Origin of the sequence: Streptomyces sp. 1331.2 (genome assembly GCF_900199205.1) — a bacterium.
Lineage (GTDB): Bacteria > Actinomycetota > Actinomycetes > Streptomycetales > Streptomycetaceae > Kitasatospora.
On the sequence record NZ_OBMJ01000001.1, the window covers coordinates 3300599 to 3327086 of the forward strand.

At 71.7% G+C, this 26488-nt stretch carries 25 protein-coding genes; 11 read left to right on the forward strand and 14 right to left on the reverse strand.

Annotation, left to right across the window (positions count from 1 at the left end):
* On the reverse strand, positions 1-1371 hold the full coding sequence (locus CRP52_RS13955) for a hypothetical protein (RefSeq protein ID WP_097236697.1): 1371 nt from the start codon (positions 1369-1371) through the stop codon (positions 1-3).
* Between the two features lie 5 nt (positions 1372-1376).
* Positions 1377-1670 (reverse strand): MoaD/ThiS family protein, encoded by a 294-nt coding sequence (locus CRP52_RS13960; RefSeq protein WP_097236698.1) that lies wholly within the window; start codon positions 1668-1670, stop codon positions 1377-1379.
* 682 nt (positions 1671-2352) lie between these two features.
* Here CRP52_RS13960 and CRP52_RS13965 point away from each other — a divergent pair.
* From CRP52_RS13965 to CRP52_RS13985, 5 genes are all read left to right on the forward strand, one after another.
* Complete coding sequence (locus CRP52_RS13965; protein ID WP_097236699.1) at positions 2353-3084, forward strand: response regulator transcription factor; 732 nt, start codon at positions 2353-2355, stop codon at positions 3082-3084.
* Between the two features lie 135 nt (positions 3085-3219).
* Entirely contained in the window at positions 3220-4278 is a 1059-nt protein-coding gene (locus tag CRP52_RS13970) for a LacI family DNA-binding transcriptional regulator (RefSeq protein WP_097236700.1), read from the forward strand.
* Positions 4279-4447: 169 nt separating this feature from the next.
* The gene (locus CRP52_RS13975) at positions 4448-5596 is read left to right on the forward strand and encodes a S1C family serine protease (protein WP_306458859.1); all 1149 of its coding nucleotides are present in this window, start codon (positions 4448-4450) and stop codon (positions 5594-5596) included.
* Between the two features lie 105 nt (positions 5597-5701).
* On the forward strand, positions 5702-6472 hold the full coding sequence (locus CRP52_RS13980; RefSeq protein ID WP_097236701.1) for a response regulator transcription factor: 771 nt from the start codon (positions 5702-5704) through the stop codon (positions 6470-6472).
* Positions 6469-7953, forward strand: a complete 1485-nt coding sequence (locus CRP52_RS13985; RefSeq protein ID WP_257032466.1) for a HAMP domain-containing sensor histidine kinase — start codon at positions 6469-6471, stop codon at positions 7951-7953. Before CRP52_RS13980 ends, CRP52_RS13985 begins: the two co-directional genes overlap by 4 nt.
* A 106-nt stretch (positions 7954-8059) precedes the next feature.
* On the opposite strand, the gene CRP52_RS13990 is transcribed toward CRP52_RS13985, so the two are convergent.
* The 6 genes from CRP52_RS13990 to CRP52_RS14015 form a co-directional block, all read right to left on the reverse strand.
* Positions 8060-9853, reverse strand: a complete 1794-nt coding sequence (locus tag CRP52_RS13990; RefSeq protein ID WP_097236702.1) for a bifunctional metallophosphatase/5'-nucleotidase — start codon at positions 9851-9853, stop codon at positions 8060-8062.
* A 219-nt stretch (positions 9854-10072) separates the two neighbouring features.
* Positions 10073-11422, reverse strand: a complete 1350-nt coding sequence (locus tag CRP52_RS13995; protein ID WP_097236703.1) for an ATP-binding protein — start codon at positions 11420-11422, stop codon at positions 10073-10075.
* A 58-nt stretch (positions 11423-11480) separates the two neighbouring features.
* Positions 11481-13070: an SCO6880 family protein gene (locus CRP52_RS14000; protein WP_257032467.1), complete on the reverse strand. Its 1590-nt coding sequence runs from the start codon at positions 13068-13070 to the stop codon at positions 11481-11483.
* A gap of 7 nt (positions 13071-13077) precedes the next feature.
* The gene (locus CRP52_RS14005) at positions 13078-14355 is read right to left on the reverse strand and encodes a hypothetical protein (RefSeq protein ID WP_097240074.1); all 1278 of its coding nucleotides are present in this window, start codon (positions 14353-14355) and stop codon (positions 13078-13080) included.
* Positions 14345-15169 carry a hypothetical protein gene (locus CRP52_RS14010; RefSeq protein WP_097236704.1) on the reverse strand — a complete coding sequence of 275 codons (825 nt, stop codon included), beginning with the start codon at positions 15167-15169 and terminating at the stop codon, positions 14345-14347. The genes CRP52_RS14005 and CRP52_RS14010 overlap by 11 nt, the downstream gene beginning before the upstream one ends.
* Positions 15170-15337: 168 nt before the next feature.
* Complete coding sequence (locus tag CRP52_RS14015) at positions 15338-15688, reverse strand: hypothetical protein (protein ID WP_257032468.1); 351 nt, start codon at positions 15686-15688, stop codon at positions 15338-15340.
* Between the two features lie 248 nt (positions 15689-15936).
* Here CRP52_RS14015 and CRP52_RS14020 point away from each other — a divergent pair, with 248 nt between their 5' ends.
* Both CRP52_RS14020 and CRP52_RS14025 read left to right on the forward strand, forming a co-directional pair.
* Positions 15937-17046: a C40 family peptidase gene (locus CRP52_RS14020; RefSeq protein ID WP_097240075.1), complete on the forward strand. Its 1110-nt coding sequence runs from the start codon at positions 15937-15939 to the stop codon at positions 17044-17046.
* A 183-nt stretch (positions 17047-17229) separates the two neighbouring features.
* Positions 17230-17952, forward strand: coding sequence for a phosphatase PAP2 family protein (locus tag CRP52_RS14025; protein ID WP_179852793.1), 723 nt, complete (start codon positions 17230-17232; stop codon positions 17950-17952).
* Between the two features lie 44 nt (positions 17953-17996).
* On the opposite strand, the gene CRP52_RS14030 is transcribed toward CRP52_RS14025, so the two are convergent.
* Positions 17997-18185: a hypothetical protein gene (locus tag CRP52_RS14030; RefSeq protein ID WP_179852623.1), complete on the reverse strand. Its 189-nt coding sequence runs from the start codon at positions 18183-18185 to the stop codon at positions 17997-17999.
* Between the two features lie 162 nt (positions 18186-18347).
* On the opposite strand from CRP52_RS14030, the gene CRP52_RS14035 reads away from it, so the two are divergent.
* Together CRP52_RS14035 and CRP52_RS14040 are read left to right on the forward strand one after the other, a co-directional pair.
* On the forward strand, positions 18348-19247 hold the full coding sequence (locus tag CRP52_RS14035; protein WP_097236705.1) for a hypothetical protein: 900 nt from the start codon (positions 18348-18350) through the stop codon (positions 19245-19247).
* A gap of 196 nt (positions 19248-19443) precedes the next feature.
* Positions 19444-19632, forward strand: coding sequence for a hypothetical protein (locus CRP52_RS14040; protein ID WP_373560490.1), 189 nt, complete (start codon positions 19444-19446; stop codon positions 19630-19632).
* A gap of 66 nt (positions 19633-19698) precedes the next feature.
* On the opposite strand, the gene CRP52_RS14045 is transcribed toward CRP52_RS14040, so the two are convergent.
* Complete coding sequence (locus tag CRP52_RS14045; protein WP_097236707.1) at positions 19699-20091, reverse strand: metal-sensitive transcriptional regulator; 393 nt, start codon at positions 20089-20091, stop codon at positions 19699-19701.
* A gap of 360 nt (positions 20092-20451) precedes the next feature.
* Between CRP52_RS14045 and CRP52_RS14050 the strand changes: the two genes are divergently transcribed.
* Together CRP52_RS14050 and CRP52_RS14055 are read left to right on the forward strand one after the other, a co-directional pair.
* A complete protein-coding gene (locus CRP52_RS14050; RefSeq protein ID WP_030059626.1) occupies positions 20452-21072 on the forward strand; it encodes a DUF47 domain-containing protein in 621 nt (206 codons plus the stop codon).
* Between the two features lie 5 nt (positions 21073-21077).
* Positions 21078-22073, forward strand: coding sequence for an inorganic phosphate transporter (locus CRP52_RS14055; protein WP_097236708.1), 996 nt, complete (start codon positions 21078-21080; stop codon positions 22071-22073).
* A gap of 133 nt (positions 22074-22206) precedes the next feature.
* Here CRP52_RS14055 and pstB read toward each other — a convergent pair whose 3' ends face one another.
* The 4 genes from pstB to pstS all read right to left on the reverse strand — a co-directional run bounded on the left by pstB (position 22207) and on the right by pstS (position 26358).
* Positions 22207-22983, reverse strand: coding sequence for a phosphate ABC transporter ATP-binding protein PstB (pstB, locus tag CRP52_RS14060; protein WP_097236709.1), 777 nt, complete (start codon positions 22981-22983; stop codon positions 22207-22209).
* Between the two features lie 42 nt (positions 22984-23025).
* A complete protein-coding gene (gene pstA / locus CRP52_RS14065) occupies positions 23026-24093 on the reverse strand; it encodes a phosphate ABC transporter permease PstA (RefSeq protein WP_097236710.1) in 1068 nt (355 codons plus the stop codon).
* A complete protein-coding gene (gene pstC, locus CRP52_RS14070) occupies positions 24090-25067 on the reverse strand; it encodes a phosphate ABC transporter permease subunit PstC (RefSeq protein WP_097236711.1) in 978 nt (325 codons plus the stop codon). The genes pstA and pstC overlap by 4 nt, the downstream gene beginning before the upstream one ends.
* Positions 25068-25218: 151 nt before the next feature.
* Entirely contained in the window at positions 25219-26358 is a 1140-nt protein-coding gene (pstS, locus tag CRP52_RS14075) for a phosphate ABC transporter substrate-binding protein PstS (protein WP_179852794.1), read from the reverse strand.
* Positions 26359-26488: the final 130 nt, after the last annotated feature.

Below are 26488 nucleotides of genomic sequence, written 5' to 3' on the forward strand. Positions count from 1 at the left end.
TCAGGCCAGCAGGTCGGTGGCCATCCAGATCAGCGGCGCGGCCACCGCGAGCGGAAGCGCCACGCCCGCCGTCATGTGCACGAACCGGGACGGGAAGTCGTACGCCGCGACCCTTCGGCCGACCAGCGCGCCCAGCCCGGCGAGCGCACCCAGCGCGAGCGGCGCGCCGACCAACAGCCCCAGCGCCACGGCCGCCGCCAGGCCCAGGACCGGGCCCAGCTGCTTCGGCCCGGGCAGCGGAGCCGCCGCCAGCACGGTGGCCAGCGCGACCGCGCCCACCCCGGCCGGCACCCACTCCGCCAGCAGCAGCGTGGTGCACAGCGCCGTCACCACGGTCGCCGAACCCAGCACGGTCAGCGCGTAGAACCGCTCCTTCGGATCCGACGGACGGAACGTCTGCAGCACCAGGACCAGCAGGAAGAACCCGCCCAGCGTCCCCACGACGGCGGCCACACCGCCGTCGGAGTCCGCCAGCAGCACCGCCGCGTCGGCGGTGAACCCGGACAGCGCGGCGAGCAGGATGCCCTGCCGGGCCGGCCACATGCCGTTCAGCCGGAACCACCCGGCCGCCGTCAGCAGCTGCAGCACCGCCACCACCAGGGCCAGCGCCACCTGCCCGAGCGCGGCGCCGCCGGCCAGCAGCGCGGCCGCGCCGGCCGTGATCAGGGCCGGCTGCAGGCCCGGGTCGATGATCGGTGAACCGGTCCGGCCGCGCGGACCGGCCGGCGGAACGGGCTGCGCCGGCGGTACGGGCTGCGCCGGGACCGCCCCGAACGGCGGCACGCCGGGGGCGCCCACCGGGCCGGGGGCGGCCGGACGCTTGAGCGTCATGGTCGGCGAGTCGAAGGCCTCCGCCGACTGCGGCGCAGCGGCGGGCTGCGGCGCCGGGGCCGCGTGCCGGGCCCGCGGCTGGTGCGGGGCTTGCTGCGGCGCCTGCTGCTCGGACGGCCGCGGAGCCTGGGCCTGGTGCCGCTGGGCCTGGTGCTGCCGGCGGTGCTGGTGCTGCTGCTGGTCCTGCACCGGAGCCGGCCCGGCGTGCCGCGGCGGCCCGGCGGGCGGCGCGACCGGCATCGCGCCGGAGACCACCACCGGCGGCAGCAGCGTGGTCGCGGGCCCGTCCTCGAACGCGGGCACCGGCGGCAGCAACGTCGTGGCGGGGCCGTCGTCGAACGCCGGCACCGGCGGCATCAGCGTGGTCGCCGCCGCGTCGTCCACCGGGTAGCCGTACGGCGCCGCCGGGTGCCCCGGCTGCTGCGGGTGCTGCGCGTGCTGCGCGTGCTGCGGCGCCTGCGGCTGATGCGGTGCCTGTGGCTGCTGCGCCGGCCACTCGCCGTAGCCGCCGCCCTGGTTCGGGTTGTTCATGTCCGTCACGCCGCTCACCCTCCCGCGAACGGCGGAAGGACCTCGACCGTCCCGCCCTCGGTCAGGGCGACGGTCGCGTGGTCCCGGCCGCCCACCTGGGCGCCGTCGACCAGGTACGAGCAGTGCCCGAGCAACTGGACGAGCTTGGGCCGGTCGGCGTGCCGCTCCTTGGCCGCCGTCAGCGCCTCCGCCAGGGTCGCCGCCTCGTACGGCTCCTCGGCCAGCCCGGCCTCGGACTTCGCCGCCGCCCAGTAGCGGATCGTCCCGCGCACCCGGGCGCCGCTCGCGGGCTCGGTGGTCGCACCCATGGGGCCACCCCTTCTCGTCGTCCTCGCCCGGCCCCGGTGCCCCGGTCCGGCTCGCCGCCGACGGCCGCCCGACCACCCGAACGATGGACCCGCGCAACGCCGCCGACGTGCGTCCCATGATGGCGTGTCCGCCGCCACGACCGGCAATCGGCCCGGCCCGACCGGTGCGCGGCGGCGCCCGACGCTGTGTCCAGACTCACCCGGCGCACGCCCGAAATGGGGGAACCGCCTGATTCGGGCACTCCCGGTGCGCGAGGAGGTCGGCTATCCTCGACCACCAAGAGGGATCCGGGCAGAGTCGCCCCCGGGTCCTTTTGTGCTTTCAGGACGCCAGTACGGACGTTCGTGCGATTCGTCGGCCCACCCCCGGCGTACCGCGGGAACCGCCCCGCTCGACGCGGCACAACGACGTGCCCCGGCCGGCCGGGGTGTCGCCACCGGCACCGGGCCGCCACCCGGCATCGGGCCAGACCGGAGGGTTCACGGTGATGAACAGGGCAGAAACGGTGCGCCAGGGGTTGCGGGACCCCCGGCGGGTCCGCCGTCGCGCCCTGCGCGCCGTCCGCTCCCTCGGTACGCCCCGGGCGCCCGTCCGCCTCTCCTCCCCCTCAGCACGTGCGCCATCCGGCTGTGGCGGCAGCCGTAACGCGACCGCGACGACCCGGAAAGGGGACCACCGGGTATGAGTTCTCTCCTCCTGCTCACCAACGCGCTGCAACCGTCGGCCGAGGTACTGCCCGCCCTCGGACTGCTGCTGCACAACGTCCGGGTGGCCCCCGCCGAGGGCTCGGCCCTGGTGGACACCCCCAGCGCCGACGTCATCCTGGTCGACGGCCGGCGCGATCTGCCGCAGATCCGCAGCCTCTGCCAGCTGCTGCGCTCCACCGGCATCGGCTGCCCGCTGATCCTGGTGGTCACCGAGGGCGGCCTGGCCGCCGTCACCGCCGAGTGGGGCATCGACGACGTCCTGCTGGACACCGCCGGCCCGGCCGAGGTCGAGGCCCGGCTGCGGCTGGCGCTGGGCCGCCTCCAGGTCGTCACCGACGACAGCCCGATGGAGATCCGCAACGGCGACCTCTCCGTCGACGAGGCCACCTACTCCGCGAAGCTCAAGGGCCGGGCGCTCGACCTCACCTTCAAGGAGTTCGAGCTGCTCAAGTACCTCGCCCAGCACCCCGGCCGGGTCTTCACCCGGGCGCAGCTGCTGCAGGAGGTCTGGGGCTACGACTACTTCGGCGGCACCCGCACGGTGGACGTGCACGTCCGGCGGCTGCGCGCCAAGCTCGGCGTGGAGCACGAACAGCTGATCGGCACCGTGCGCAACGTCGGCTACCGCTTCGTCGTCCCGGAGAAGCCCGAGAAGGGCGAGCGCCCGGAGCTCGCCCAGCGGCCCGCCAGCCCCCTGGAAGCCTGACCGACGAGCCGGGCCGGCCGGGCGGGCCGTCCCCCGCCCGGCTTGTCCGGTTCATCCCGGAGTCACCCGCCGTCCACCGGGCCGCGGCCCCAGCTCCCACTGCCGCCCCGAAGGCCACACGCGTAGACTCCACCCGTGGCCAAAGTGACGCGCGACGATGTAGCCCGACTGGCTGGGACCTCGACCGCGGTCGTCAGCTATGTCATCAACAACGGGCCGCGCCCGGTCGCGCCCGCGACCAAGGAGAAGGTCCTCGCAGCGATCGAGCAGCTCGGCTACCGGCCGAACAGCGTCGCCCAGGCGATGGCCTCCCGCCGGACCAACCTGATCGGCATGGTCGTCCCGGACGCCCGCCAGCCCTTCTTCGCCGAGATGGCGCACGCCGTCGAACGAGCCGCCTCCGAGCGCGGAAAGCTCGTGCTGATCGGTAACTCCGACTACGTCGACGACCGCGAGGTCCACTACGTCCGCGCCTTCCTCGGGATGCGCGTCTCCGGCCTGATCCTGGTCAGCCAGGGCCCCTCGCAGCGCGCCGCCGAGGAGTTCGCCGCGATGGAGGGGGCCAAGGTGGTGCTGCTGCACCGCCGTCCCGAGGCGATCGACGACGTCGCGGTGGTCACCGACGACGTGGGCGGCGCCGAGGCCGTCGTGCGCCACCTGCTGGAAGTGCACGGGCACCCGTACGTGGCCTGCTTCGGCGGCCCGGTCGAGTCCCCCGCCCCCGGCGACCCGGTCATCGACCACGTCGAGGGCTGGCAGCGCGCCATGGACGCGCACGGCGTCCCCACCGAGCCGCACCTGATCGACGCGCCCTTCCACCGCTACGGCGCGTACGAGGTCGCGCTCGGCGTGCTGCGCTCGCCGGACCGGCCGCGGGCGATCTTCTGCTCCACCGACGACCAGGCCATCGGCGTGCTGCGGGCCGCCCGCGAGGTCGGCCTGCGCGTCCCCGAGGACCTCGCGGTGGCCGGCTTCGACGACGTCCCGGAGGCCGCGCTCGCCGATCCGCCGCTGACCACCGTCGCCTCCGACCGCGACGCGATGGCCCGGGCCGCCGTGGACCTGGTCCTGGACGATTCCCTGATGGTGCCCGGCTCGGATACCGAGCGGGTCCGCAAGTTCCCGTCCCGCCTGGTCATCCGCCGCTCCTGCGGCTGCGACGGGCCGCCGCCCGGCCGCTCCGGGGCGGAGTAGCACCCGGCCGGCCGCGGGCGGAGCGGATCCGCGGACGGAGCGGATCCGGAATCCCCGAATCCGCTCCACCGGCCGCCTGACCAGGCTTTATGAGAACCCAACGGGCTTCTCTCCCCCTTCTGAGCCGGTTCTCATCCACTCCTCATCCACCGGGCGGAGCTTGGTCGGCATGAGCGAACAGCAGCAGCACCCCAACCAGCACGGCGATCACTACGGCCCGTACGAGCCCCGGGTCATCGAGGGCACCGTGCTCGGCCGCGGCACCGACGCCACCACCGGCCCGGCGGGGTACGCCTACCGCGAGGACCACTCCGCCGGCGGCTTCGACGGACCGCCCCCTCCCCCGCCCATGCCGCCCGAGCCGCCCACCCTCATCGGCCCCGGCTCCCCCGAGGGCCACGGCGGCCACGGCGGCCGGGCCCGGCGCGGCCTGCTGCGCGGCCGGCTCGCCCTGGTGACCGCCGTCGCCGCGATCGCCGCCGTGATCGGCGGGGTCACCGGCGGAGTGGTCGCCGCCGACCGGCAGTCCGGCGACACCCGGGTCGCCGCCGTCGCCAGCCCGGTCTCCGCCCGCAGCGACGGCAGCGCGAACGTGCCCGCCATCGCCGCCGCCGTCTCGCCCAGCGTCGTCCAGATCACCGTCAAGAACGGCAACGGCACCGCCACCGGAACGGGCGTCGTCCTCGACAAGGACGGCCGGATCCTCACCAACTACCACGTGATCGACACCGCGACCAAGGGCGGCCGGATCACCGTCACCTTCAAGGACGGCTCCACCGCCCAGGCCACCGTCACCGGCACCGACAAGGCCCTCGACGTCGCCGTGATCACCGCGACCGGCGCCCGCGACCTCACCCCCGCCGTCCTCGGCGACTCCTCCGGCGTGGCCGTCGGCGACCCGGTCGTCGCCATCGGCAACCCCGACGGCCTCACCGGCACCGTCACCTCCGGCATCATCAGCGCCGAGAACCGCGACGTCACCGTCCAGCTCGACGAGGGCACCACCAGCGGCAACGGCGGCTTCGGCTTCCCCACCCTGCCCGGCATGCGCGGCAGCACGCCCCAGTCGAACAGCGGCAGCACCACCACCTACAAGGCCTTCCAGACCGACGCCGCCCTCAACCCCGGCAACTCCGGCGGCCCGCTGATCAACGCCAACGGCCAGGTCATCGGCATCAACTCGGCCATGTACGCCCCGAACGGCACCAGCTCCACCGCCGGCGGCGGCACCGCCGGAAGCGTCGGCCTCGGCTTCGCCATCCCGATCAACGACATCAAGCAGGTCCTGCCGAAGCTCGAAGCCGGCCAGAACCTCTAGAGCCCGCCTTCCGGGCCAAACCGCCCGGGCCACCAGCCGCACGACGGACAATTGCTCCCAGCAGACCCAGCAGGCCCTCCACCCGACGAGAAAGGGCACCCGCCCATGACCCCGTCCGCCGACGACCGCACCCCCGCCGAGCCCGGCCACCCCGCCGCCCGGCTCCTCGTGGTCGACGACGAACCCGCCCTCCGGGACGCCCTGGAGAGCAGCCTCGCCTTCGAGGGCTACGAGGTCGCCACCGCCACGGACGGCTACGAAGCACTGGAGTCCGTCGAACGCGACCGGCCCGACCTCGTCCTGCTGGACATCATGATGCCCCGGATGGACGGCCTCACCGCCGTCCGCCGGATGCGCTCGCGCGGCGACACCGTCCCGGTGCTGATGCTCACCGCCCGCGACGCCGTCGGCGACCGCGTCACCGGCCTCGACGTCGGCGCCGACGACTACCTCGCCAAGCCCTTCGAACTCGACGAACTGCTCGCCCGCGTCCGCGCCCTGCTGCGCCGCAACGCCCTCGCCGCCGAGGCCGCCGCCCGCGCCGCCGCCGAGGACGAGAGCGAGGTCCTCGCCTTCGCCGACCTGCGGATGAACACCGCCACCCGCGAGGTCACCCGGGCCGGCAAGCCGATCGAACTCACCCGCACCGAGTTCATGCTGCTGGAGATGTTCCTCGCCCACCCCCGCCAGGTCCTCACCCGCGAACAGATCCTGAAGGCGGTCTGGGGCTTCGACTTCGAGCCCTCCTCCAACTCCCTGGACGTGTACGTGATGTACCTGCGCCGCAAGACCGAACAGGGCGGCATGCCCCGCCTGATCCAGACCGTACGCGGCGTCGGCTACGCCCTGCGCCCGGCCGCCGGCGCCGGCGCGTGACCAGCGTCCCGCCCCCGCCGCTGGCCCCGCCCCGCACCCCCGGCCGCCGTCGGCGCCTCGTCCACTGGTTCCGCTCCCGCTCCCTGCGCAGCCGCCTCACCTTCCTGAGCGCGGCGGCGGTGGCGGTGGCCATCGCACTGTCGGCGCTGGCGTGCTGGTTCATCGTGGAGAAGCAGCTCTACAACCAGGTCCGGACGGACCTGGCGAACGCACCGCTGCCTCCCAGAGTGACTCTCAACATTCCCTGCCCGGCCACCCCGGAGGCGGCCCTCGCCGAAGCGCCCAGCAGCCAGGAGGCCAACGGGCCCGTCTCCAGGGACACGCAGTACGTTCTGACCAATCCCGTCCAGGTCTGTCTGCCACCGAATGCCACAAGAGCCATCGTGCTCAAGTCCGGCGACACCGACGCATTCCGCCTGAAGCCCGGACAATCGATCATCCGGGACGGCCAGTACACCAACGGGGATCCCGCGATCGTCCGGATCTCCACCGCACGCAGCTTCAATTTCGGGCCCGTCCTCGTGATGGTCGCGACCCCCACCCAGCCCGTCGAGGACTCCCTCCAAGGCCTCGCCATCCTCCTCGGCTCGGTTTCCGTCGGCGGCATCCTGCTCGCCGCCGTCGCCGGCCGCCTGGTCGCCCACTCCTCCCTCAAACCGGTGGACCAACTCACCGACGCCGTCGAGCACATCGCCCGCACCGAGGAGGTCGGCACCACCATCCCCGTCCACGGGGACGACGAGATCGCCCGGCTCTCCACCTCGTTCAACTCCATGAGCACCGCCCTCGCCAACTCGCGCGAGCGCCAGACCCGGCTGATCGCCGACGCCGGCCACGAGCTCCGCACCCCGCTCACCTCGCTGCGCACCAACGTCGACCTGCTGATCCGCAGCAACGACACCGGCCGCCCGCTGCCCGCCGCCACCAAGACCAAGCTGCTGGGCAACATGAAGGCGCAGATGCAGGAGCTCACCGTCCTGATCGGCGACCTGCTGCAGCTCTCCCGCCCGGACTCCCCCAAGACCGGGCCGAACCTCGCCGTGGTCGCCCTGCACGAGATCGCCGGGCGGGCCGTGGAACGGGCGAAGCTGCGCGGCCCGGGGCTGGTCTTCGAGACGAGCACCGAGCCCTGGTACGTGCACGGCGACGCGGCCGGGCTGGAGCGGGCGGTGATCAACCTGCTGGACAACGCGGTCAAGTACAGCCCGCCCGGCGGCACCATCGACATCCGGCTGCGACAGGGCGTGCTGACCGTCCGCGATCACGGCCCCGGCATCCCGCCGGACGAACTGCAGTACGTCTTCGACCGGTTCTGGCGCTCGCCGTCCTCGCGGCAGCTGCCCGGCTCCGGCCTCGGGCTGTCGATCGTCGCACAGAGCGTCCGGGACGCGGGCGGGGAGGTCACCCTCGGCCCGGCCACGGACGGCGGTCCCGGCGCGCTGGCCACCGTCCGGCTGCCCGGCGGGCCCGCCCCGGAGTAAGCCGCCCAGGAGCAGCCGGGGCAGGGCACCGGAAGAACGGAACGGGCGGGGCGCCCCGACAGCGCCCCGCCCGTCCCCGGGGCCCAGGGCCCCGTCCGGCGCACGGTCAGTCGATGTCGCTGCCCGGGCCGATGACCTTGATCCGGTCCTGCGCCGGGGCCTGCAGCGGCGCACCCGCCGAGCTGTGGGCACCCAGGTAGGCGGTGAAGACGTCCAGGTCGGAGCCGCCGACGAGCTTGTCGGTGCCGGCCGCGAAGGCCGGGAAGCCGTCGCCGCCGCCGGCCAGGAACTCGTTGGCCGCGACGCGGTACTTGGCGGCCGGGTCGAGCGGCGCGCCGTTCAGCCGGATCGAGTCCACGAGCACCCGGTCCGCGCCGGTCTTGCGCATGTCCAGGGTGTAGTGCAGGTTCGACGACACCTGGAGGATCTTCGGCGCGGCGCCGTTGGGGCCGCTGACCTGCTGCTGGAGCAGCTGGACCAGCTGGGCCCCGGTCAGCGTCTTGACCTGCATCATGTTGGTGAACGGCTGGACGGTGAACGCCTCGCCGTAGGTCACCACCCCGTCGCCCTCGCTGCCGGAGGCCTTGTAGACCAGGTCGGAGCGGATGCCGCCCGGGTTCATGAAGGCGAGCTGCGCCCCGCCCTTGTCCGCCGGGGCCAGCCCCGCGAGCTGCGCGTCGGCGATCACGTCACCGAGCGGCTTCTCCAGGTCGCTGCTGCCGCGGCCGTTGATGTCCGAACCGATGTAGCCGATCGGGCGGTTGGCGATCGGGGCGGCCAGCTTCTGGTAGTGGTCGACCAGCGCCGTCATGTCGGGCGCCTTCTCGACCGTACGGCGCACCACGTGGTTCTCGGCCTTGACCGAGGGGCGGACGATCTCGCCGGTGGTCTTGTCCAGCTTCATGTCGATCTCGGTGAAGAGCCGGCCGAAGGAGGCGGCACTGGTCACCGAGCGCGGGACGCCGTTGGGGTCGGGGATGCTGCAGGCGTACGCGTTGTGGGTGTGGCCGGTGACGATGGCACCGACCGCCGGGTCGATCTTCTTCGCGATGTCGACGATCGGGCCGGAGATGCCCTGGCCGGCCGCGCCGCAGTCGTAGTTGTAGACGCTGGAGGCCGGGTAGCCGCCCTCGTGGATCAGCGCGACGATCGAGTTGACGCCCTTCGCCTTGAGCTCGGCGGCGTACTTGTTGATCGTGGTGACCTCGTTGGCGAACTTCAGGCCCTTGACGCCCTCGGCGGTCACGATGTTGGGCGTGCCCTCCAGGGTGACGCCGATGAAGCCGATCTTCACGCCCTGGGACTTGGTCACCCAGTACGGCGGCAGCAGGTTCTTGCCGGTCTTCTCGTCGGTGACGTTCGCCGACAGGTAGTTGAAGTTGGCGCCCTTGAAGGTGCGGCCGGGCTCGTAGCAGCCGTCGGTCGGGTGGCAGCCGCCCTCCTGCATCCGCAGCAGCTCCTGCGCGCCCTCGTCGAACTCGTGGTTGCCCACGGAGGTGACGTCCAGGCCGAGCTTGTCCATCGCCTCGATGGTCGGCTCGTCGTGGAACAGCGCCGAGGTCAGCGGGCTGGCACCGACGATGTCGCCGGCCGCGACGGTGATCGAGTCGTCGGCCGGGATCCGGGCCTTGCGCAGCTCGGTGGCCAGGTACTCGATGCCGCCGGCCGGGGTGGAGACCTCATTGCCGGTGGCCGGGTCGATCTCCTTGACCGTGCCGGAAGAGCCGGCCGGGGGCTCCAGGTTGCCGTGGAAGTCGTTGATCGCCAGCAGCTGGAGGTTGACGGTCTTGTGACGCTTGGCGTCGGCGGCCTGGGCGGCCGTCGGCACGGCCACCGTGCCGAGCAGACCGGCGGCGGCGACGACGGCGAGCGCCGTCCGTCGGGATCTGACGGTGAGCATGAGAGGGGTCCCCTGCACCTCGGAGGAGCACCGGGCTGCGGACAGCATCGGCGTACGGGCATGTGTTGCGCCTGTGAAGCCTAGGGTCAACGCGCGTAGCTGTCAGGACGTCGAACGTAACGAGAGCATTACCTCCTGACGAACCATCGCCGTCCGCGGGGTGCGCAGACTGCGCAGACCCCTGCCTCGGCCCTGGCTTGAACCCGACTCAGACCCGGCTCAGACCCCCGGCTCGGCCGCCAACTGGCGCTCCGCCCGCACGCGTTCGGCCACCGCGTCCTCGGTCATCGCCCGGTCGGTGTACACCAGCGGCCGCTCGGCCTCGGTGATGATGTGCTTGACCACCTGGACGTTGCCGTTGACGTCCCAGACCGCGATGCCCGGCGACAGGGTCGGGATGATCTCCACCGCCCAGCGCGGCAGACCCAGCACCCGGCCGGTGGCCCGCGCCTCCTCGGCCTTCTGCATGTAGATCGTCCGGGTGGAGGCCATCTTCAGGATCGCCGACGCCTCCCGCGCCGCCGCGCCGTCCACCACGTCCGACAGGTGGTGCACCACCGCGACGAAGGAGAGCCCGAGCCGACGGCCGAACTTCAGCAGCCGCTGGAACAGCTGCGCCACGAAGGGGCTGTTGATGATGTGCCAGGCCTCCTCGACCAGGAAGATCCGCTTCTTCCGGTCCGGCCGGATCCAGGTGTGCTCCAGCCACACCCCGACGATCGCCATCAGGATCGGCATCGCGATCGAGTTGCGGTCGATGTGCGAGAGGTCGAAGACGATCAGCGGCGCGTCCAGGTCGATGCCCTCGGTGGTCGGCCCGTCGAACATCCCCCGCAGGTCACCGTCGACCAGCCGGTCCAGCACCAGCGCCACGTCCAGGCCCCAGGACTGCACCTCGTCCACCGCCACGCCCAGCGACTCCACCGAGGACAGCTCGGGGCTGCGCAGGGTGTCGATGATGTCGTTCAGCACCGGCTGGCGGTCCTGCACCGAGGCCACCACGTGGGCGTGCGCGGCCTTCAGCGCGAAGCCGGCCCGCTCCTCCAGGCCGCGCCCCATCGCCACCTCGATGATGGTGCGCAGTAGCGACAGCTGCCCGGTCTGGGTGATCGCCGGATCCAGCGGATTGAGCTTCACCCCGCCGTCCCGGGCCGCCATCGGGTCCAGCCGGATCGGCTTTATGCCCAGCGCGTCGGCGATCAGGTTCCACTCGCCGACGCCGTCCTCGCCCTGCGCGTCGAGCACCACGATCTGACGGTCACGGAACCTCAACTGCCGCAGCACGTACGTCTTCTCCAGCGCCGACTTGCCGTTGCCGGACTCGCCGAGCACCAGCCAGTGCGGAGCCGGCAGCTGCTGCCCGTACAGCTGGAAGGGGTCGTACACGTACCCCTTGCCGCTGTACACCTCCCGCCCGATGATCACGCCCGAATCGCCCAGCCCCGGCGCCGCGGTGGGCAGGTAGACCGCCTGCGCCTGGCCGGTGGAGGTGCGCACGGGCAGGCGGGTGGTCTCCACCTTGCCGAACATCAGGCTGGTGAAGGCGTCGGTGAGGTTGCCGAGCGCCATGTGCGGCCTCCCTGAGTCGGCGGAACGGTCGGACGGGGTGCGGGGATCCGCAGCGGTGTCAGCGGCGGATGCCGGTCGCGAACGGAAGGGTGTTGACGAAGGCCCGGTGGTGCTCGCGGTCGCACCACTCCAGCTTGAGGTAGCTCTTGCCGGCCGAGGCCCGGATGGTCCGCTTGTCGCGGGCCAGCGCGTCGGGGCTGCGCGAGGAGACCGTGATGTAGCCGACCAGGTTCACCCCGGCCGCGCCGGAGGCCAGGTCGTCACCGCGCTGGTCCACCCGGCCGGTGTGCGCCAGGTCGCGCGGGTCGACCGTGCGGTTCATCTTGGCCGCGCGGCTGGCCTCCGCCTCGTCGTTGGTCTTCTCGGTCAGCATCCGCTCGATCGCGACGTCGGTGGGCTCCAGGTCCATCGTCACCGCGACCGTCCGGATCACGTCCGGGGTGTGCACCAGCAGCGGCGCCAGGAAGTTGACGCCCACCGGGGTGAGCGGCCACTCCTTGATCCACGCGGTGGCGTGGCACCACGGCGCACGGGTCGCCGACTCGCGCGTCTTCGCCTGCAGGTACTGCGGGTGCGTGGCGTCCAGCTCGGCCGGCCAGGCGTTGCGCCGGGACATCGCCTGGATGTGGTCGATCGGGTGGTCCGGGTCGTACATCGAGTGCAGCAGCGAGGAGAGCCGGGCCTGGCCCAGCGGCTGGCGCACCCGGATGTCCGCCTCGGCCAGCCGGGCGCAGATGTCGGTCAGCTCGCGCGCCATCACGGCCGCCAGCCCCTCGTCGTCCCGCACCCGTCGGCCGGTCGCACTCCGCCCATCGGCACTGCGGCCCATCGCGTGCGCCTCGGCGGCCAGGTCACGGGTGTAGTGCATGCAGGCCACCAGGTACGCCCGGTGCTGCTCGGAGGAGGTCGACACCATCGACTGCAGCTGGTCGTACGAGTCCTGCAGCCAGCGCGGCGAGGCCGGGTCGCCGCGGCGCTCCACGTCCTTGGCGTGCGCATCGGGGTCGGCCGGCAGGGTGCGGGCCAGGATCTGCAGCCGGGTCACGAAGCCGTCCCCGTTGGCGACGTGCTTCAACAGCGTCCCGAAGCGGTCGACCAGCGCCTCCTGGTCCTCCGAGTCGCGCAGCCCGACACCCGGGCCCTCGATCTCGATCGCGGCCGTCACCGTCCGCCGCTCCAGGTGCATCAGCACCCCGACCTCGTCCGGTCCGAACGGCGCGGTCAGCCAGCGCAGCCGCCCCACCCCGGGCGGCGGGCCGACCTCCACCTCCCGGCCGTCCAGCCGCGTCCCGGCGTCCATCACGTCCGAACGCCACACCGCCCGCCCGCTGCGGACCGTCCGACGGTAGGTGCGGTTGATCTCCACCCACTTGTAGAACGTGCGCTTGCGGTACGGCACGTACACCGCCGCGATGGCGAGCGCCGGCAGACCGACCAGACCGCCGATCCGCAGCGGCAGGACGGGCATCAACAGGCCCCAGAGCATGCCGAGGAACGCCCCGAAGATGATCAGCACGATCTCGCCGGACTCCCGGTTCCGGCCGATCGGCGCGTTCGGGCGGGCCTTGCCGATCAGGTAGGTGCGGCGCTGGTGCACGTACGGCTGGGCGTACTGGGCGCCGTACTGGCCGAGCGGTTCGCTGCTCACTTACCCGTCACCCTCCCTTCGCTGGATTGCTGTCGCGGATCGGAACCGGAGCGGCCTGCGGCGGCCCGGCCTGCGGCGGCGGAGCCGGCGTCCGACCGGCATGAGCGGCGATGCCCGGCGCGACCGAGCCGCCCGCACCACCACCGCCACCCCCGCCCGCCCCCGCGCCGCGGTCGCCGTGGGTGGTGATGCCCTGCTTCATCAGGTTCGCGGTGCCGTTGATCATCGCCGAACCCGCCTGCACCGCGTTCGCCCGGGCCTGGCGCATGTTCAGGATCTCGTCGCCGAAGCCCGGCACGAAACGGTAGATCGCGGCACTGGCGAAGATCGACAGGAACAGGATCGCCAACCCCGACAGCACCCGGGCGAAGTCGTCACTGGCCCCGGCCCCGGTCGCCACCGCGCCCGCCAGGCCGAGGATGACCACGATGATCGGCTTCGCCAGGTCCACCGCCAGCATCACCCCCGCCCACCGGCGCACGTGCTTCCACAGCTGCTTGTCCACCAGCCCCGCGTACACCGCCGTCCCCAGCAGCGCACCCACGTACAGCATCGCCGCCCGGATCAGCAGCTCGATCCAGAGCACCGCCGCCGCCAGCACCGCCACCAGCGACACCAGCACCAGGATCAACGGCCCGCCGCCGACGTTCCCCTTCTCCAAGGTGTCGGCGAACCCGCCCAGGTAGGACCCGGTGTCCGTCTTCGTCCCGACCGCGATCGCCTTGGTCAGCCCGTCCGTCACGCTCACCACGGTGTACAGGATCAACGGCGTGAACGCCGACGCCACCACCGTCAGCCACAGGAACCCGATCGCCTCCGAGAACGCCGACGTCAACGGCGCCCCCCGCACCGCCCGCTTCGTCACCGCCAGCAACCACAACACCAGCGTGATCACCGTCGACACCGCGAACACCACGGCGTACTGCTGCAGGAACGACGCATTGGTGAAGTCCACCTGCGTCGTCCCGTCGATCGCCCCCGACAGGTTCCGCACCACCCAAGCCGCCGCCTGCGCACAACTCTTCGCCAACGACCCGAGCGGATCGGTCACCGTCCCCACGGTGCCGCTCCCAGGAATGACGACTGCACCGTTGGGGGCACACCCCGCGTCACTTCCCGGGATCGGGAGATCCACCTTCTGGCAGGTTGGCGTAGCGGTCGGCGAGGGCTCGGCGAACACCCGTTGGGCCGCGAGCATCCCGGCTACCTGCAGGGTGGCCAGCGCACCGCCCAGTGTTCCCGCGCGGCGCGCGGCGGAGCGGCGTGAGGTGTGGTCACCGGGCATAGCGGAACCCCCCGTTCTGCTGGACCGCACCGGTGATCTCCTCGGCGGTGGCGGCCTGCTGGTCTGCCGGCATCGGCGCGGGGCCCTGCCTGCTGGTGAAGTCGGTGAGCTTCCAGTCGCTGCCCGTCCAGTGCAGCGAGAGCGTGAGGGTGAACCAGTTCGCGGTCACCGGTTGGACGGAGTGCTCGCCGGCGAGGCCGGTGAGGCCGGTGCACCAGACCTCGACCTTGGTGTCGCTGTCGCTGTATCCCGTCGACTTGGTGCCGACCGGGACGGTGCGGCTGACGAAGGTGAGGCCCTTGGGGGCGCGGCCCTGGGCGTCGAGGCCGTAGCGGGTGACGGTGTCGCCGCCGAACCCCTGGTCCAGTCGGCTCTGCAGCGCCGGGGCGGCGGCCGGGTCGGCGATGGTGGCGACGATGGTGTGCCGGTTGTCGGTGCGGAACATGTCCGCGGAGCCGATGGCGACCGCGTAGTTGGCCGCGGCGGACTGGGCACCCGGGTCGGTGTGCGGGTAGCCGGTCGGGATGCCGTTGGCGGTGGTGCCGACGGGCTGGTCGCCGCTGGGGGCGGGGCCGGCGCCGGAGGTCGCGCCGGGGGCGGCGTGGTCGGCGGAGTTGCCGCTGCCGCTGCCGCTGCCGAGGGGTGGTTTGCCGCGGTTGGCGATGGCGATGGCGACGACGAGCAGGGTGACCACGAGGAGGACGGTCAGCAGGGTGCGCAGGGGCCTCGACTGACGCAGGCTCGGCTGCGGGGAGGGCTGTTCGCCGACCGGTAGCCGCGTACGGGTGTGCGGCTGGTCGTCGGACAACGGCACGGCGGCCCTCCTGGTGCGGGGAGCCGGGGGCGGCTCCGGGGGCCCTCCGGCCGGTGGCGGGCGCGGACGGAGGGTGGGAACGGGGGTGGACTCCTGGCAGGCCGGCCGCTGGAGGGGGTCCGGACGGGGACCCGGTCTCGGACGAGCCGGACTACTGCTGTCCGATCGTCAGATCGCCATGCCGTAGACAATGGTGAACAGAGTGCCGAGTGATCCGATGATGAACACGCCGGTCAGCCCGGCGACGATCAGTCCCTTGCCCTGTTCGGCCCCGAAGCTGTCGCGCATCGCGGTCGCGCCGATCCGCTGCTTGGCCGCGCCCCAGACGGCGATGCCGAGGCAGACGAGGATGGCGACGGCCATGATGACCTCGACCATCACCCGGGCCTCCGACCCGAGACTCGCGAACGGGCCCCAGTCCGGGGCGATCCCGCCGATGATGGTGTCGATATTCGGCTTCTTTGGGGGGTCCTCGGCCAGGTGGCCGACCGCAAGGGTGTGCACGCTGCTCAGGTTCATTTCCATCTCACCGCCCGATCAGGCAAATTCAAGGGCCCGGACCCGGCCCGCGCGAAGGGTCGGTACCTATTCTTGGCCAGATCTGATGTCGACTTGGCTACTTCTCGCGGATTGGTCGTGAGGCTTCGGACACGTACGCGAGGATGTCCACCGTACGAAGGATAGCGCTCACTCTTTGTATCTCTGATGATTGCGGTGAGCAACGCCTTCCGGGACACTTCGACTGACGATTCGTCGGGATGGTGCTGATGGTACTCCGGAAGGCCGGGATGGCCGCCGCCACTGCGGGAGTTGTTGCGTTCGGGTTCATCGGGCTGGTGACGATGGGGACTTATGCGGCGAGTGGGACGCCGCAGCAGTCGGCGAATCGTTCCGCCCTCTCTCCGGGAACGGTCCCCGGGGCCTACCAGGACGCGGTCCAGAAGTGGGGATCGCTCTGCCAGGAGATCTCTCCCCCGATGCTCGCGGCGCAGCTGTACCAGGAAAGCGGTTTCGACCCCAAGGCCCGTTCCGGTGTCGGCGCGGAGGGAATGGCGCAGTTCATGCCGGGCACCTGGGCGACGTACGGGACGGACGGGAACGGGGACGGCCGCAAGGACCCCTGGGACCCGTTCGACGCGATCGCCTCGGCAGCGGTCTACGACTGCGCGCTCGCCAAGGACGTCTCGGGCGTGCCGGGCGATCCGCAGGCCAACATGCTGGCCGCCTACAACGCCGGCCCGTACGCGGTGACGAGCAACAGGGGCATCCCGCCGTACAAGGAGACCCAGGGCTACGTGCGGAACATCCAGGCGATGGCCCGCAGCTTCACCGCGCCGAGCACGCCGAACGCGCCGGTGGAGGTGTCCCCGCAGTCGGCGGGGGCGATCTACTTCGCTCAGACCAAGCTGGGCACCCCGTACCTGTGGGGCGGTGACGGGCTGCCCTCGCAGAACGGGCGGTTCGACTGCTCGGGGCTGACGGTGGCCGCGTTCGCGAGCGTGGGGATCAGCCTGCCCCGGGTGGCCAACGACCAGTGGTACGCCGGTCCGCACCCGTCGCGGGATCAGTTGCGGCCGGGGGACCTGGTGTTCTGGGCGACCGACCTGAGCGATCCGCGGAGCATCCACCACGTCGGGATCTACGTCGGCGGCGGGTACATGATCAACGCGCCGCACACCAACGCGGTGATCCGCTACGACAAGATCGACACCAAGGAGTACATCGGCGCGACCCGGGTCACCACGGACGGGGCCCAGGCGCTGCCGACCCGCAACAGCGCCGGTGCCGTCAACGCCCCGAGCCGGCCGGGCTCGGCGACCACGACGGCTCCGGCAGCCCCGGTGGACGCGACGGCGCAGGCCGCGGCGGCCAGGTAGGGCGGGTCGGCCGGGACCTGTGTGCGCGGTGTGGACGCTGAGTCAAGTTTCCATAACTGCGCGTTTCCGTGGAACGCTGTGTCCCGGAAATGACGTTTCTTCCGGTGGCCCCTCGTCAGCCGTCCGCGCCGGGTGGGCCCCGGCGGTATCGAACAGGTGCAGCGGACCAGAAGGAGGTGCGGCGTGTCGACGCCGCTTGCCGACACGAGCAACCCCGACCTCGGCCTGCTCTACGCCGTCAACGGCCTGGCCAAACGCTCCCCGCAGTGGCTGGACCACCTGGTCTCGTGGATCGGCGAGTACGGCATCCTGATCGGCCTGGCCATGCTGGGGCTGGTGGCCTGGCTGCAGGCCAGACGCCGTCCGGACGCGCCGGTGGCCGTCGCCGGGCTGCTCTGGGTGCCGCTCTCGGTCGCCATCGCCGAGCTGGCCAACCTGCCGATCGCCGCGATCGTGGACCGTCCGCGCCCGTTCGTCGACCACCCGGGGCTGCTGGTGCTGGTGGACGGCAAGGCCGGCACGCACTCCTTCGTCAGTGACCACTCGACGATGACGATGGGCGTCGCGGTGGCACTGTTCCTGGTGAACCGGCGACTCGGCTGGATCGCCGGCGGGCTGGCCCTGCTGCAGGGCTTCTGCCGGATGTTCATGGGCGTGCACTACCCGACCGACGTGATCGGCGGCTTCGCGCTCGCCGTCGCCGTGGTGCTGCTGCTGGCGCCGATCGCGATGGCGGTGCTGGTCCCGTTCTGCCACGCGCTGAGCCGCACGGCCGTGGCCCCGCTGATCCGGGCGGCGGAGCGCGGCGGGGCGGCCCCGGCCGGGAACGGCCGGCGCAGCCGGCGGCGCGGGCGCGGGGCGGTGCGGGCCGAGGAGCAGCCGCCGGAGTCCGACCTCGCGGCCTGACCGGCCACCGCGCCGGTCGGCCGGTCAGTCCAGGCGGCGGCCGGTCAGTCCGGCTCGACGCTGTTCTCGGCGAGGTGGTCGGCCCCCTCGCGGCGGGCCAGGTCCCGGGAGCGGCGGGCCGGGGCGTACCAGCCGCAGCTGCAGGTCGCGTAGGCGAAGGAACCGCGCTCGCTGATCGAGAGGCGGTGCTCGGGCATCCGGGTGCCGGGCGCGGCCGGCAGCTCACTGTGCACGTGGTTCACCGTAACGCGCCGGGCGGCCGGGGCGCGACGCCGCCGGGGCGCCGGCACCCGTAACCCTTCTCCGCCCAACTCGTTTGCCCGGAAAGAGCTCTGCCCACCCGGCGGTGTCCGGCGGGGCAGTACGGGCCCGAGGGGGTTGTCGCGAGGATGAAGATGACCGACCAGCAGCGCACCGGGCGGCCAGCGTGCCGTCCGGGTCCGCACCTGCGCTCGGCGGCCGGAGCCGCCCTGCTCGCCGCCGCGCTGGCGGCCGGGGCAGCCGGCTGCTCGGGCGGCTCCGGCAGCGGCTCCTCCGACCAGCAGTCGAGCGCCCCCGACCAGCTCGCCGCGGACCCGCTGACGGCCGTACGCAACGCAGCCGACATCACCGGGCGCACCGGCTCCGCACACACCGCCACCGAGCTGGTGACGGAGTCCGCCGAGAAGAAGGCCTCGTTCAGCGGCACCGGCGGCTACGACTACGTGAAGCGGATCGGCCGGTTGGAGGTCCAGGTGCCGCCGGGCGCGGCGACCACCGGGAAGATCGTCGAGGTGGTCCTGCCGGGCACCGTCTACCTGCAGAACAGCGGCGCCAAGGTGCCCGAGGGCAAGTGGGTCAAGCTGGACGTGCGGCAGCTGCCGGACGGCAACCTGGTCAGCAGCGGCGCGACCGACCCGGCCTCGGCGGCGGGGGCGCTGCGCGGGGCGCAGAAGGCGGAGGCGGTCGGCACCGAGACCGCCGACGGGGTCGCGCTGCACCACTACCGCGGCACCCTGGACCTGGCCAAGGCGGCCGACGCGACCGGCGGCCGGGGCGGGGACGGCCTGCGGATGGGTGCGCAGACCTTCACCGTCAAGGAGGTCCCGTACGACGCCTGGCTGGACGACCAGGGCCGGTTGCGCAAGGTGGTCGAGGTGTTCACCTTCGCCGGGGTGGCGGGCTCCAAGGAGCCCAAGGACCAGGTGAAGGTGACCTCGACCGTCTCGCTGACGGACTTCGGCAAGCCGGTCGAGGCGGCCGAGCCGGCGGCTGCGGACATCTACCAGATGAAGCCCACGGAGAGTCCCAAGTAGGCCGCCGGGGCAGCGCTCCGGCGCCGGGGAGAGACCGGGCGCAGCCGGAGCGGGTGGCCGTCCGGGGAGCGGCGGCCACCCGTTTCGGCGGCGCCGAGATGGCCCGTCCGTGCCATGTGGACGGGCCCCGGAGTGCCTAGGCTGGACGTCGGGTGGCTGCCGCCCGGGCTGGCGAGGCACTGAAGGGGTGGTGCAGGTGGTGTCGTCCACGGGCGGCCGCAGCGGCGGCCACGACGACGCGGCCCTCGACGAGATCGAGCTGGCCGGCGAGCTGATGATCGCCGCGACGGCCAGCTCCGGCGACCGGCTGCCGACCGAACGGATCGACGAGGTGCTGCTCGACCGGGCGGAGCCGGGGCAGGCCGACCGGGAGGGCGACGGCTGACCCGGCCGAAGGAGCCGACGGGCCGGGGGAGTCCGCGGGATCCGGATCAGCCGACGCGCCGGAGGGTCAGCTGCGCAGCAGCCGGCTGATCGCGGCGGTGGCCTCCGCCACCTTGGCGTCCAGCTCGGCGCCGCCCTGCTCGGCGGCCGCGGCGACGCAGTGCCGCAGATGCTCCTCCAGCAGGGAGAGCGCGAAGGACTGCAGCGCCTTGGTGCTGGCCGAGACCTGGGTGAGCACGTCGATGCAGTAGACGTCCTCGTCGACCATCCGCTGGAGGCCGCGGATCTGGCCCTCGATCCGGCGCAGCCGCTTGAGGTGGGCGTCCTTCTGCGCGCTGTAGCCGTGCGGGCCGTGCCCGCCCTGGTGTCCGGCGGCGGCCGCGGGGTCGGCGGCGTGGCCGGCGTGCGGGTCGGCGCCCGGCACGTGGTCCGGCTCGGTGCGCGCTTGCGTCGTGGTCATCGGCCCGCCTTCGTCTGGATGCCTGGTGGCTGCGTCGGCCACCAGTGTCCAACACCCGGGCGCTACGTGGTGTTCCGACGGCCGACGCGGCATGTGCCGAAGCGTCCGGCCCGGGACGTCCGGCGGTTCACCCGTCTGAGCGGCGCCCCGGTCCCGCGCACGCACGACGAGGACAATCCGGGCGAGGTTCCGTCAGACTGGGGGCTCGCGTCGGCACGTGGCGGTGCGGTCGGAAATCGGCCGGTGCGGCAGCCGAACGGAAGGGGAGGTTCCGACTCCTTCCTCGGCCCCCCGTTTGCGTGATCGCGCTTGGTTGCACCTAGCATCGTTCAGTCCCTACCCCGCACATCGGAGATTTCCGTGCGTTTTAGCCTGACCCCGAAGGAGACGAGCTTCTACGACATGTTCGCCGCCGCGGCGGAGAACCTCGTCGTCGGATCGAAGCTCCTGCTGGAGCTGCTGGGATCAGACGTGTCGGCCCGTGCGGAGATCGTCGAGCGCATGCGCGCCGCCGAGCACGCCGGGGACGACACCACCCATGCCGTCTTCCACCAGCTGAACTCGTCCTTCATCACGCCCTTCGACCGCGAGGACATCTACAGCCTCGCCTCGTCGCTGGACGACATCATGGACTTCATGGAGGAGGCCGTCGACCTGGTCGTCCTCTACGACATCCAGACCCTCCCGAAGGGGATCGAGCAGCAGATCGAGGTCCTGGCGCGGGCCGCCGAGCTGACCGCCGAGGCGATGCCGAACCTGCGGAGCATGTCGAACCTCACCGAGTACTGGATCGAGGTCAACCGGCTGGAGAACCAGGCCGACCAGATCCACCGCAAGCTGCTCGCCCACCTGTTCTCCGGTCAGTACGACGCCATCGAGGTGCTCAAGCTGAAGCAGGTCGTGGACGTCCTTGAGGAGGCGGCGGACGCGTTCGAGCACGTCGCCAACACGGTGGAGACCATCGCCGTCAAGGAGTCCTGACCCCCGTGGACATGGCAGCACTCATCGTCGTCATCGGCGTTGCGTTCTTCTTCACCTACACCAACGGCTTCCACGACTCGGCGAACGCGATCGCCACCTCGGTGTCGACCCGGGCGCTCACCCCCCGGGCCGCGCTGGCGATGGCCGCGGTGATGAACCTGGCCGGCGCCTTCCTCGGCAGCGGTGTGGCGCACACCGTCTCCAAGGGGATCATCGAGACCCCCAAGGGGGACCAGGGGATGGCGATCCTGTTCGCCGCCCTGATCGGTGCGATCGTCTGGAACCTCGTCACCTGGTACTACGGCCTGCCGTCCTCCTCCTCGCACGCCCTGTTCGGCGGGCTGGTGGGCGCGGCGCTGGCCGGTGGCACCGAGGTGATCTGGGACGGTGTCGTCGACAAGATCGTCATCCCGATGGTCGTCTCGCCCGTGGTCGGCCTGGTGGGCGGCTTCCTGGTGATGCTGGCGATCCTCTGGATCTTCCGCCGGGCCAATCCGCACCGGGCCAAGCGCAGCTTCCGGGTCGCCCAGACCGCCTCGGCCGCCGCGATGGCCCTGGCGCACGGTCTGCAGGACGCCCAGAAGACCATGGGCATCGTGGTGATGGCGCTGGTCATCTCCGGCCAGCAGGCCACCTACGACATCCCGGTCTGGGTGAAGATCTCCTGCGCCGCGATGCTCTCGCTGGGCACCTACGCGGGCGGCTGGCGGATCATGCGGACCCTCGGCCGCAAGATCATCGAGTTGGACCCGCCGCAGGGCTTCGCGGCCGAGACGACCGCCTCGGCGGTCATGTACATCACCTCGTTCGTCTACAAGGCGCCGATCTCCACCACCCACGTGATCACCTCGGCGATCATGGGCGTGGGGGCCACCAAGCGGATCCGCGCGGTGCGCTGGGGCGTCGCCAAGAACATCGTGCTCGGCTGGTTCATCACGATGCCGGCGGCCGCGATCGTCGCCGCGCTGGTGTACTGGTTCGTCCACCTGTTCTGGGGCTGAGCCGCGGTGGTCCGGGGCTGAGCCCGGACGGTCCGGCACGCGACAGGGCCCGCCCCCACATCTCGGGGGCGGGCCCTTCTCATGCTCCCCGGCGGCACCGCCATGCAGCACCGTGGAGCAGCTCGGTGCCGGTCTAGCCGAAGCGGCCGGAGATGTAGTCCTCGGTCGCCTGGACCGACGGGTTGGAGAAGATCCGCTGGGTGTCGTCCAGCTCGACCAGCTTGCCCGGCTGGCCGACGCCGGCCAGGTTGAAGAAGGCGGTGCGGTCGCTGACGCGGGCCGCCTGCTGCATGTTGTGGGTCACGATGACGATGGTGAACTGCTCCTTGAGCTCACCGATCAGGTCCTCGATGGCGAGGGTGGAGATCGGGTCGAGCGCGGAGCAGGGCTCGTCCATCAGCAGGACCTGCGGCTCGACCGCGATGGCGCGGGCGATGCACAGGCGCTGCTGCTGACCGCCGGAGAGGCCGGCCCCCGGCTTGTTCAGCCGGTTGTGGACCTCCTTCCAGAGGTTGGCGCCCTTCAGCGAGCGCTCCACGACCTCGTCCAGCACGGACTTCTTCTTCACGCCCGCGAGCCGGAGGCCGGCGATCACGTTGTCGTAGATCGACATGGTCGGGAACGGGTTCGGGCGCTGGAAGACCATGCCGACCGAGCGGCGCACGGCGACCGGGTCGACGGTGGAGGCGTACAGGTTCTCGTCGTCCAGGAGGACCTTGCCCTCGACCCGGGCGCCGGGGATCACCTCGTGCATCCGGTTCAGGGTCCGCAGGAAGGTGGACTTGCCGCAGCCGGAGGGGCCGATGAAGGCGGTCACCGAGCGGGGCTCGATGCTCATCGAGATGTCCTCGATGGCCTTGGTGGTGCCGTAGTAGGCCGACAGTCCGCTGACGTCGATGCGCTTGGCCATGATCGTTGCTTCTCTCGTCTGTCTCGTACGTCAGTCGGTCGGTCAGCGTCCGCCCTTGGGCGAGCGCCAGCGGGCGATGCCCCGCGCGATGAGGTTGAGCCCCATCACGAAGGCGATCAGCACCAGCGCCGCGCCCCAGGCACGGGCGTAGCCGAAGTCGTTGTTGACCTGCGAGTACTGCGTCCAGATGTACATCGGCAGCGACTGCTGCGGTCCCTCGAAGGGGTTGTTGTTGATGTAGTCGGCGCCGAACACCAGCATCATCACCGGGGCGGTCTCGCCCGTGATGCGGGCGACCGCGAGCATCACGCCGGTGGTGATGCCGCCGATCGCGGTGGGCAGGACGATCCGCAGGATGGTCTTCCACTTCGGCACGCCGAGCGCGTACGACGCCTCGCGCAGCTCGTTCGGGACGAGCTTGAGCATCTCCTCGGTGGAGCGGACCACGACCGGCATCATCAGGATCGCCAGCGCGAGGCTGCCCGAGAAGCCGGAGTAGCCGAAGCCCAGCGCGAGGTTCCAGACCGAGAGGACGAACAGACCGGCGACGATCGACGGGATGCCCGTCATGACGTCGACGAAGAAGGTGACCGTCTTGGCGAGCTTGCCGCGGCCGTACTCGACCAGGTAGACGGCGGTCAGCAGACCGATCGGGGCGGCGATCGCGGTGGCCAGAGCGACCTGCTCCAGGGTGCCGATCAGCGCGTGGTAGATGCCACCGCCGGGACCGGACTGGAGCACGCCCTTCATCGAGTGGCTCAGGAAGTTCCCGTCGACCACGGCGATGCCCTGCTGGACGGTGTAGACCGTCAGGGCGACCAGCGGGACGACGGCCAGGATGAAGGCGACCCAGACCACCGAGGTGGCGAACCGGTCCTTGGCCTGACGGCGGCCCTCGACCCGGGCCGAGAGGCCGTAGCTGATCAGCAGGAACAGCGCGGCCGAGATCAGGCCCCACTGGAGGTGGCTGGCGAGGCCGGCGACCGCGCCGATCCCGCAGCCGAGGGCGATCGAGCCGGCGGCCACGGCGGCCGGGGCCCACTTGGGCAGGCGGTTGGCGGTCAGCGGACGGCCCAGCGGGCGGGCGTCCTCGACGACGGCGGTGGTCATGCGTTGGCCCCCGAGTACTCCTTGCGGCGGGCGATGATCAGTCGCGCGGCACCGTTCACCAGCAGGGTGATGACGAACAGGACGAGGCCGGAGGCCATCAGCGCGTTGCGGCCGTTGTCGCCGGCCTCGGCGAACTTCAGCGCGATGTTCTGCGCGAAGGTGCCGCCGCCCGCGTCGAGGATGTGCAGCGACAGGATGTTGCTGGAGGAGAGCACCACCGCTACCGCGATGGTCTCGCCGAGCGCGCGGCCGAGGCCGAGCATCGAGGCCGAGATGATGCCCGGGCGGCCGAACGGCAGCACGGCGGTGCGGATCATCTCCCAGCGGGTCGCGCCGAGCGCGAGCGCCGCCTCCTCGTGCATCCGCGGCACCTGGCGGAACACCTCGCGGGAGACCGCGGTGATGATCGGCAGGACCATGATCGCCAGCAGGATGCCGGTGGTGAACAGGTTGCGCGGGGTGCCGGTCTTGGTCTGGTCGAAGATGTACGTCCAGCCCAGGTACTCGTTGAGCCAGCTGGTCAGGCCGTCCATGTGCGGCACCAGGAAGAGCGCGCCCCAGAGGCCGTAGACGATGCTGGGGACGGCCGCGAGCAGGTCCACCAGGTAGGCGAACGGCTGGGCGATCCGGCGCGGCGCGTAGTGCGAGATGAACAGCGCGATCCCGATGGCCACCGGGACGGCGATCGCCATGGCGATCACGGCGCTCACGATGGTGCCGAAGGCCAGCACCGCGATGCCGAAGACCGGCTTCGGGGCGTCCGGCGCCCACTCGAAGGAGGTCAGGAAGTTGCCCTCGTTCTTGCTGAGGGCCAGGCCCGAGCGCCAGGCCAGGAAGCCGGCGATCGCGGCCATGATGACCAGCAGCAGGATGCCCGAGCCACGGGCGAGGTTCATGAAGATCTTGTCGCCGACCCGGCTGTCGCGCCGTCGGCGTTCCCTGCCTCGCGGGGCGGCAGGGGAGGATGAAGTCATTGGTCTACTCCGGTCTGGTGGCGCCGCCCCGGAAGGGGGACGGCACCCTGGCGGCGGTGCCCCGGACGTGGTGCTGGGTTTCGGTGTGTTCCGGTGGGGCGGCCCCGGCCCCCCTCGCTCACGGGGCCGCTCCACCGGTGGTCCCGTCGGATCAGGCCAGGGTCGGGATGACGGCGTTGACCTTGCCGGTCAGCTCCTTCGGCAGCGGGACGTAGCCCTTGTCGCCGGCCGCCTTCTGACCCGCGTCGCTGGCGGTGTAGGTCAGGAAGGACTTCAGGGTGTCCAGGGTGTCGGCCTTGTTGCCCTTGTCGCAGACGATCTCGTAGGTGACCAGGACCAGCGGGTACGAGCCCTCGTCCTTGGTCGCGTAGTCGAGCTTCAGCGCCAGGTCGCTGCCGGTGCCGGCGACCTGCGCCTTGGCGAAGGTGTTGGCGGCGTTGGCGGCGGTGGCCTCGACCGGCTTGGCGGCACCGGTGTTGATGGCGGCGCTCTTCAGGCTGTTGGTCTGGGCGTAGGCCAGCTCGACGTAGCTGATCGAGTTCTTGACCTGCTTCACCTGGGCCGCGACACCGGCGCTGCCGTTGGCCGACTGACCGCCCTTGGCCGCCCAGGTCTTGCTGGACGGGTAGGCCCAGGCGCCCTGGCCGGCGGCGGCGAAGTACTTGGTCAGGTTGTCGGTGGTGCCGGAGTCGTCCGAGCGGTGGAACGACTGGATGTCGGCGTCCGGCAGCTTGGCGCCCGGGTTGAGGGCGGCGATGGCCGGGTCGTTCCACTTGGTGATCTGCGAGTCGAAGATCTTGGCGGCGGTCGGGGCGTCCAGGACCAGGTTGTCGACGTTGTCCACGTTGTAGACCAGCGAGATCAGACCGCCGGCCATCGGCAGGTCGATGCCCTGGCCGCCGGTGCAGACCGCCTTGGTGGCGTCGACCTCGGCCGGCTTGAGAGCCGAGTCGGAGCCGGCGAACTGGACCTTGCCCTGGGTGAACTGCTGGATGCCGGCGCCGGAGCCCACACCCTGGTAGTTGATGGTGGTGCCGGAGCAGGCGGCGCCGAAGTTGGTCTTCCAGACGTCGATCGCCGTGCCCTGGGCGGTCGAACCGGCGGCGATCAGCGAACCGGACTTGCCACAGTTGATCGCGGCACCGGCCGCGGCGGAGCCGCTGGAGCCGGACCCGGACGCGGTGGTGGTGTTGTTGTTGTCCGAGCCGCAGGCGGCGAGCGACAGCGAGCTGACGAGCGCCATGGCACCGATCGCGAGGGCCTTGGAGCGGCCGTTCCGCTGGAGCTTCACTGGGGTGTCCCTTTCTGTGGCATTGCCCGGTGCAGGGGCCGTACGAGGTACGGCGCAGAGCGGGTTTTGCTGTGGTCCGGGGCCCGTGCGGCCCTCCGGTGGTCCCGAAGTTAGGCCGAGTAAGTGACAC

Coding starts and splice junctions, on each gene's coding strand:
- CRP52_RS13960 (WP_097236698.1), bottom strand. CDS start 1,670: ATGGGTGCGACCACCGAGCCCGCGAGCGGCGCCCGGGTGCGCGGGACG.
- CRP52_RS13990 (WP_097236702.1), bottom strand. CDS start 9,853: ATGCTCACCGTCAGATCCCGACGGACGGCGCTCGCCGTCGTCGCCGCC.
- CRP52_RS13995 (WP_097236703.1), bottom strand. CDS start 11,422: ATGGCGCTCGGCAACCTCACCGACGCCTTCACCAGCCTGATGTTCGGC.
- pstC (WP_097236711.1), bottom strand. CDS start 25,067: ATGACTTCATCCTCCCCTGCCGCCCCGCGAGGCAGGGAACGCCGACGG.
- CRP52_RS14015 (WP_257032468.1), bottom strand. CDS start 15,688: ATGAACCTGAGCAGCGTGCACACCCTTGCGGTCGGCCACCTGGCCGAG.
- pstB (WP_097236709.1), bottom strand. CDS start 22,983: ATGGCCAAGCGCATCGACGTCAGCGGACTGTCGGCCTACTACGGCACC.
- pstA (WP_097236710.1), bottom strand. CDS start 24,093: ATGACCACCGCCGTCGTCGAGGACGCCCGCCCGCTGGGCCGTCCGCTG.
- CRP52_RS14035 (WP_097236705.1), top strand. CDS start 18,348: ATGACCGACCAGCAGCGCACCGGGCGGCCAGCGTGCCGTCCGGGTCCG.
- CRP52_RS14020 (WP_097240075.1), top strand. CDS start 15,937: ATGGTACTCCGGAAGGCCGGGATGGCCGCCGCCACTGCGGGAGTTGTT.
- CRP52_RS13980 (WP_097236701.1), top strand. CDS start 5,702: ATGACCCCGTCCGCCGACGACCGCACCCCCGCCGAGCCCGGCCACCCC.
- CRP52_RS13965 (WP_097236699.1), top strand. CDS start 2,353: ATGAGTTCTCTCCTCCTGCTCACCAACGCGCTGCAACCGTCGGCCGAG.
- CRP52_RS13975 (WP_306458859.1), top strand. CDS start 4,448: ATGAGCGAACAGCAGCAGCACCCCAACCAGCACGGCGATCACTACGGC.
- CRP52_RS14005 (WP_097240074.1), bottom strand. CDS start 14,355: ATGCCCGGTGACCACACCTCACGCCGCTCCGCCGCGCGCCGCGCGGGA.
- CRP52_RS14045 (WP_097236707.1), bottom strand. CDS start 20,091: ATGACCACGACGCAAGCGCGCACCGAGCCGGACCACGTGCCGGGCGCC.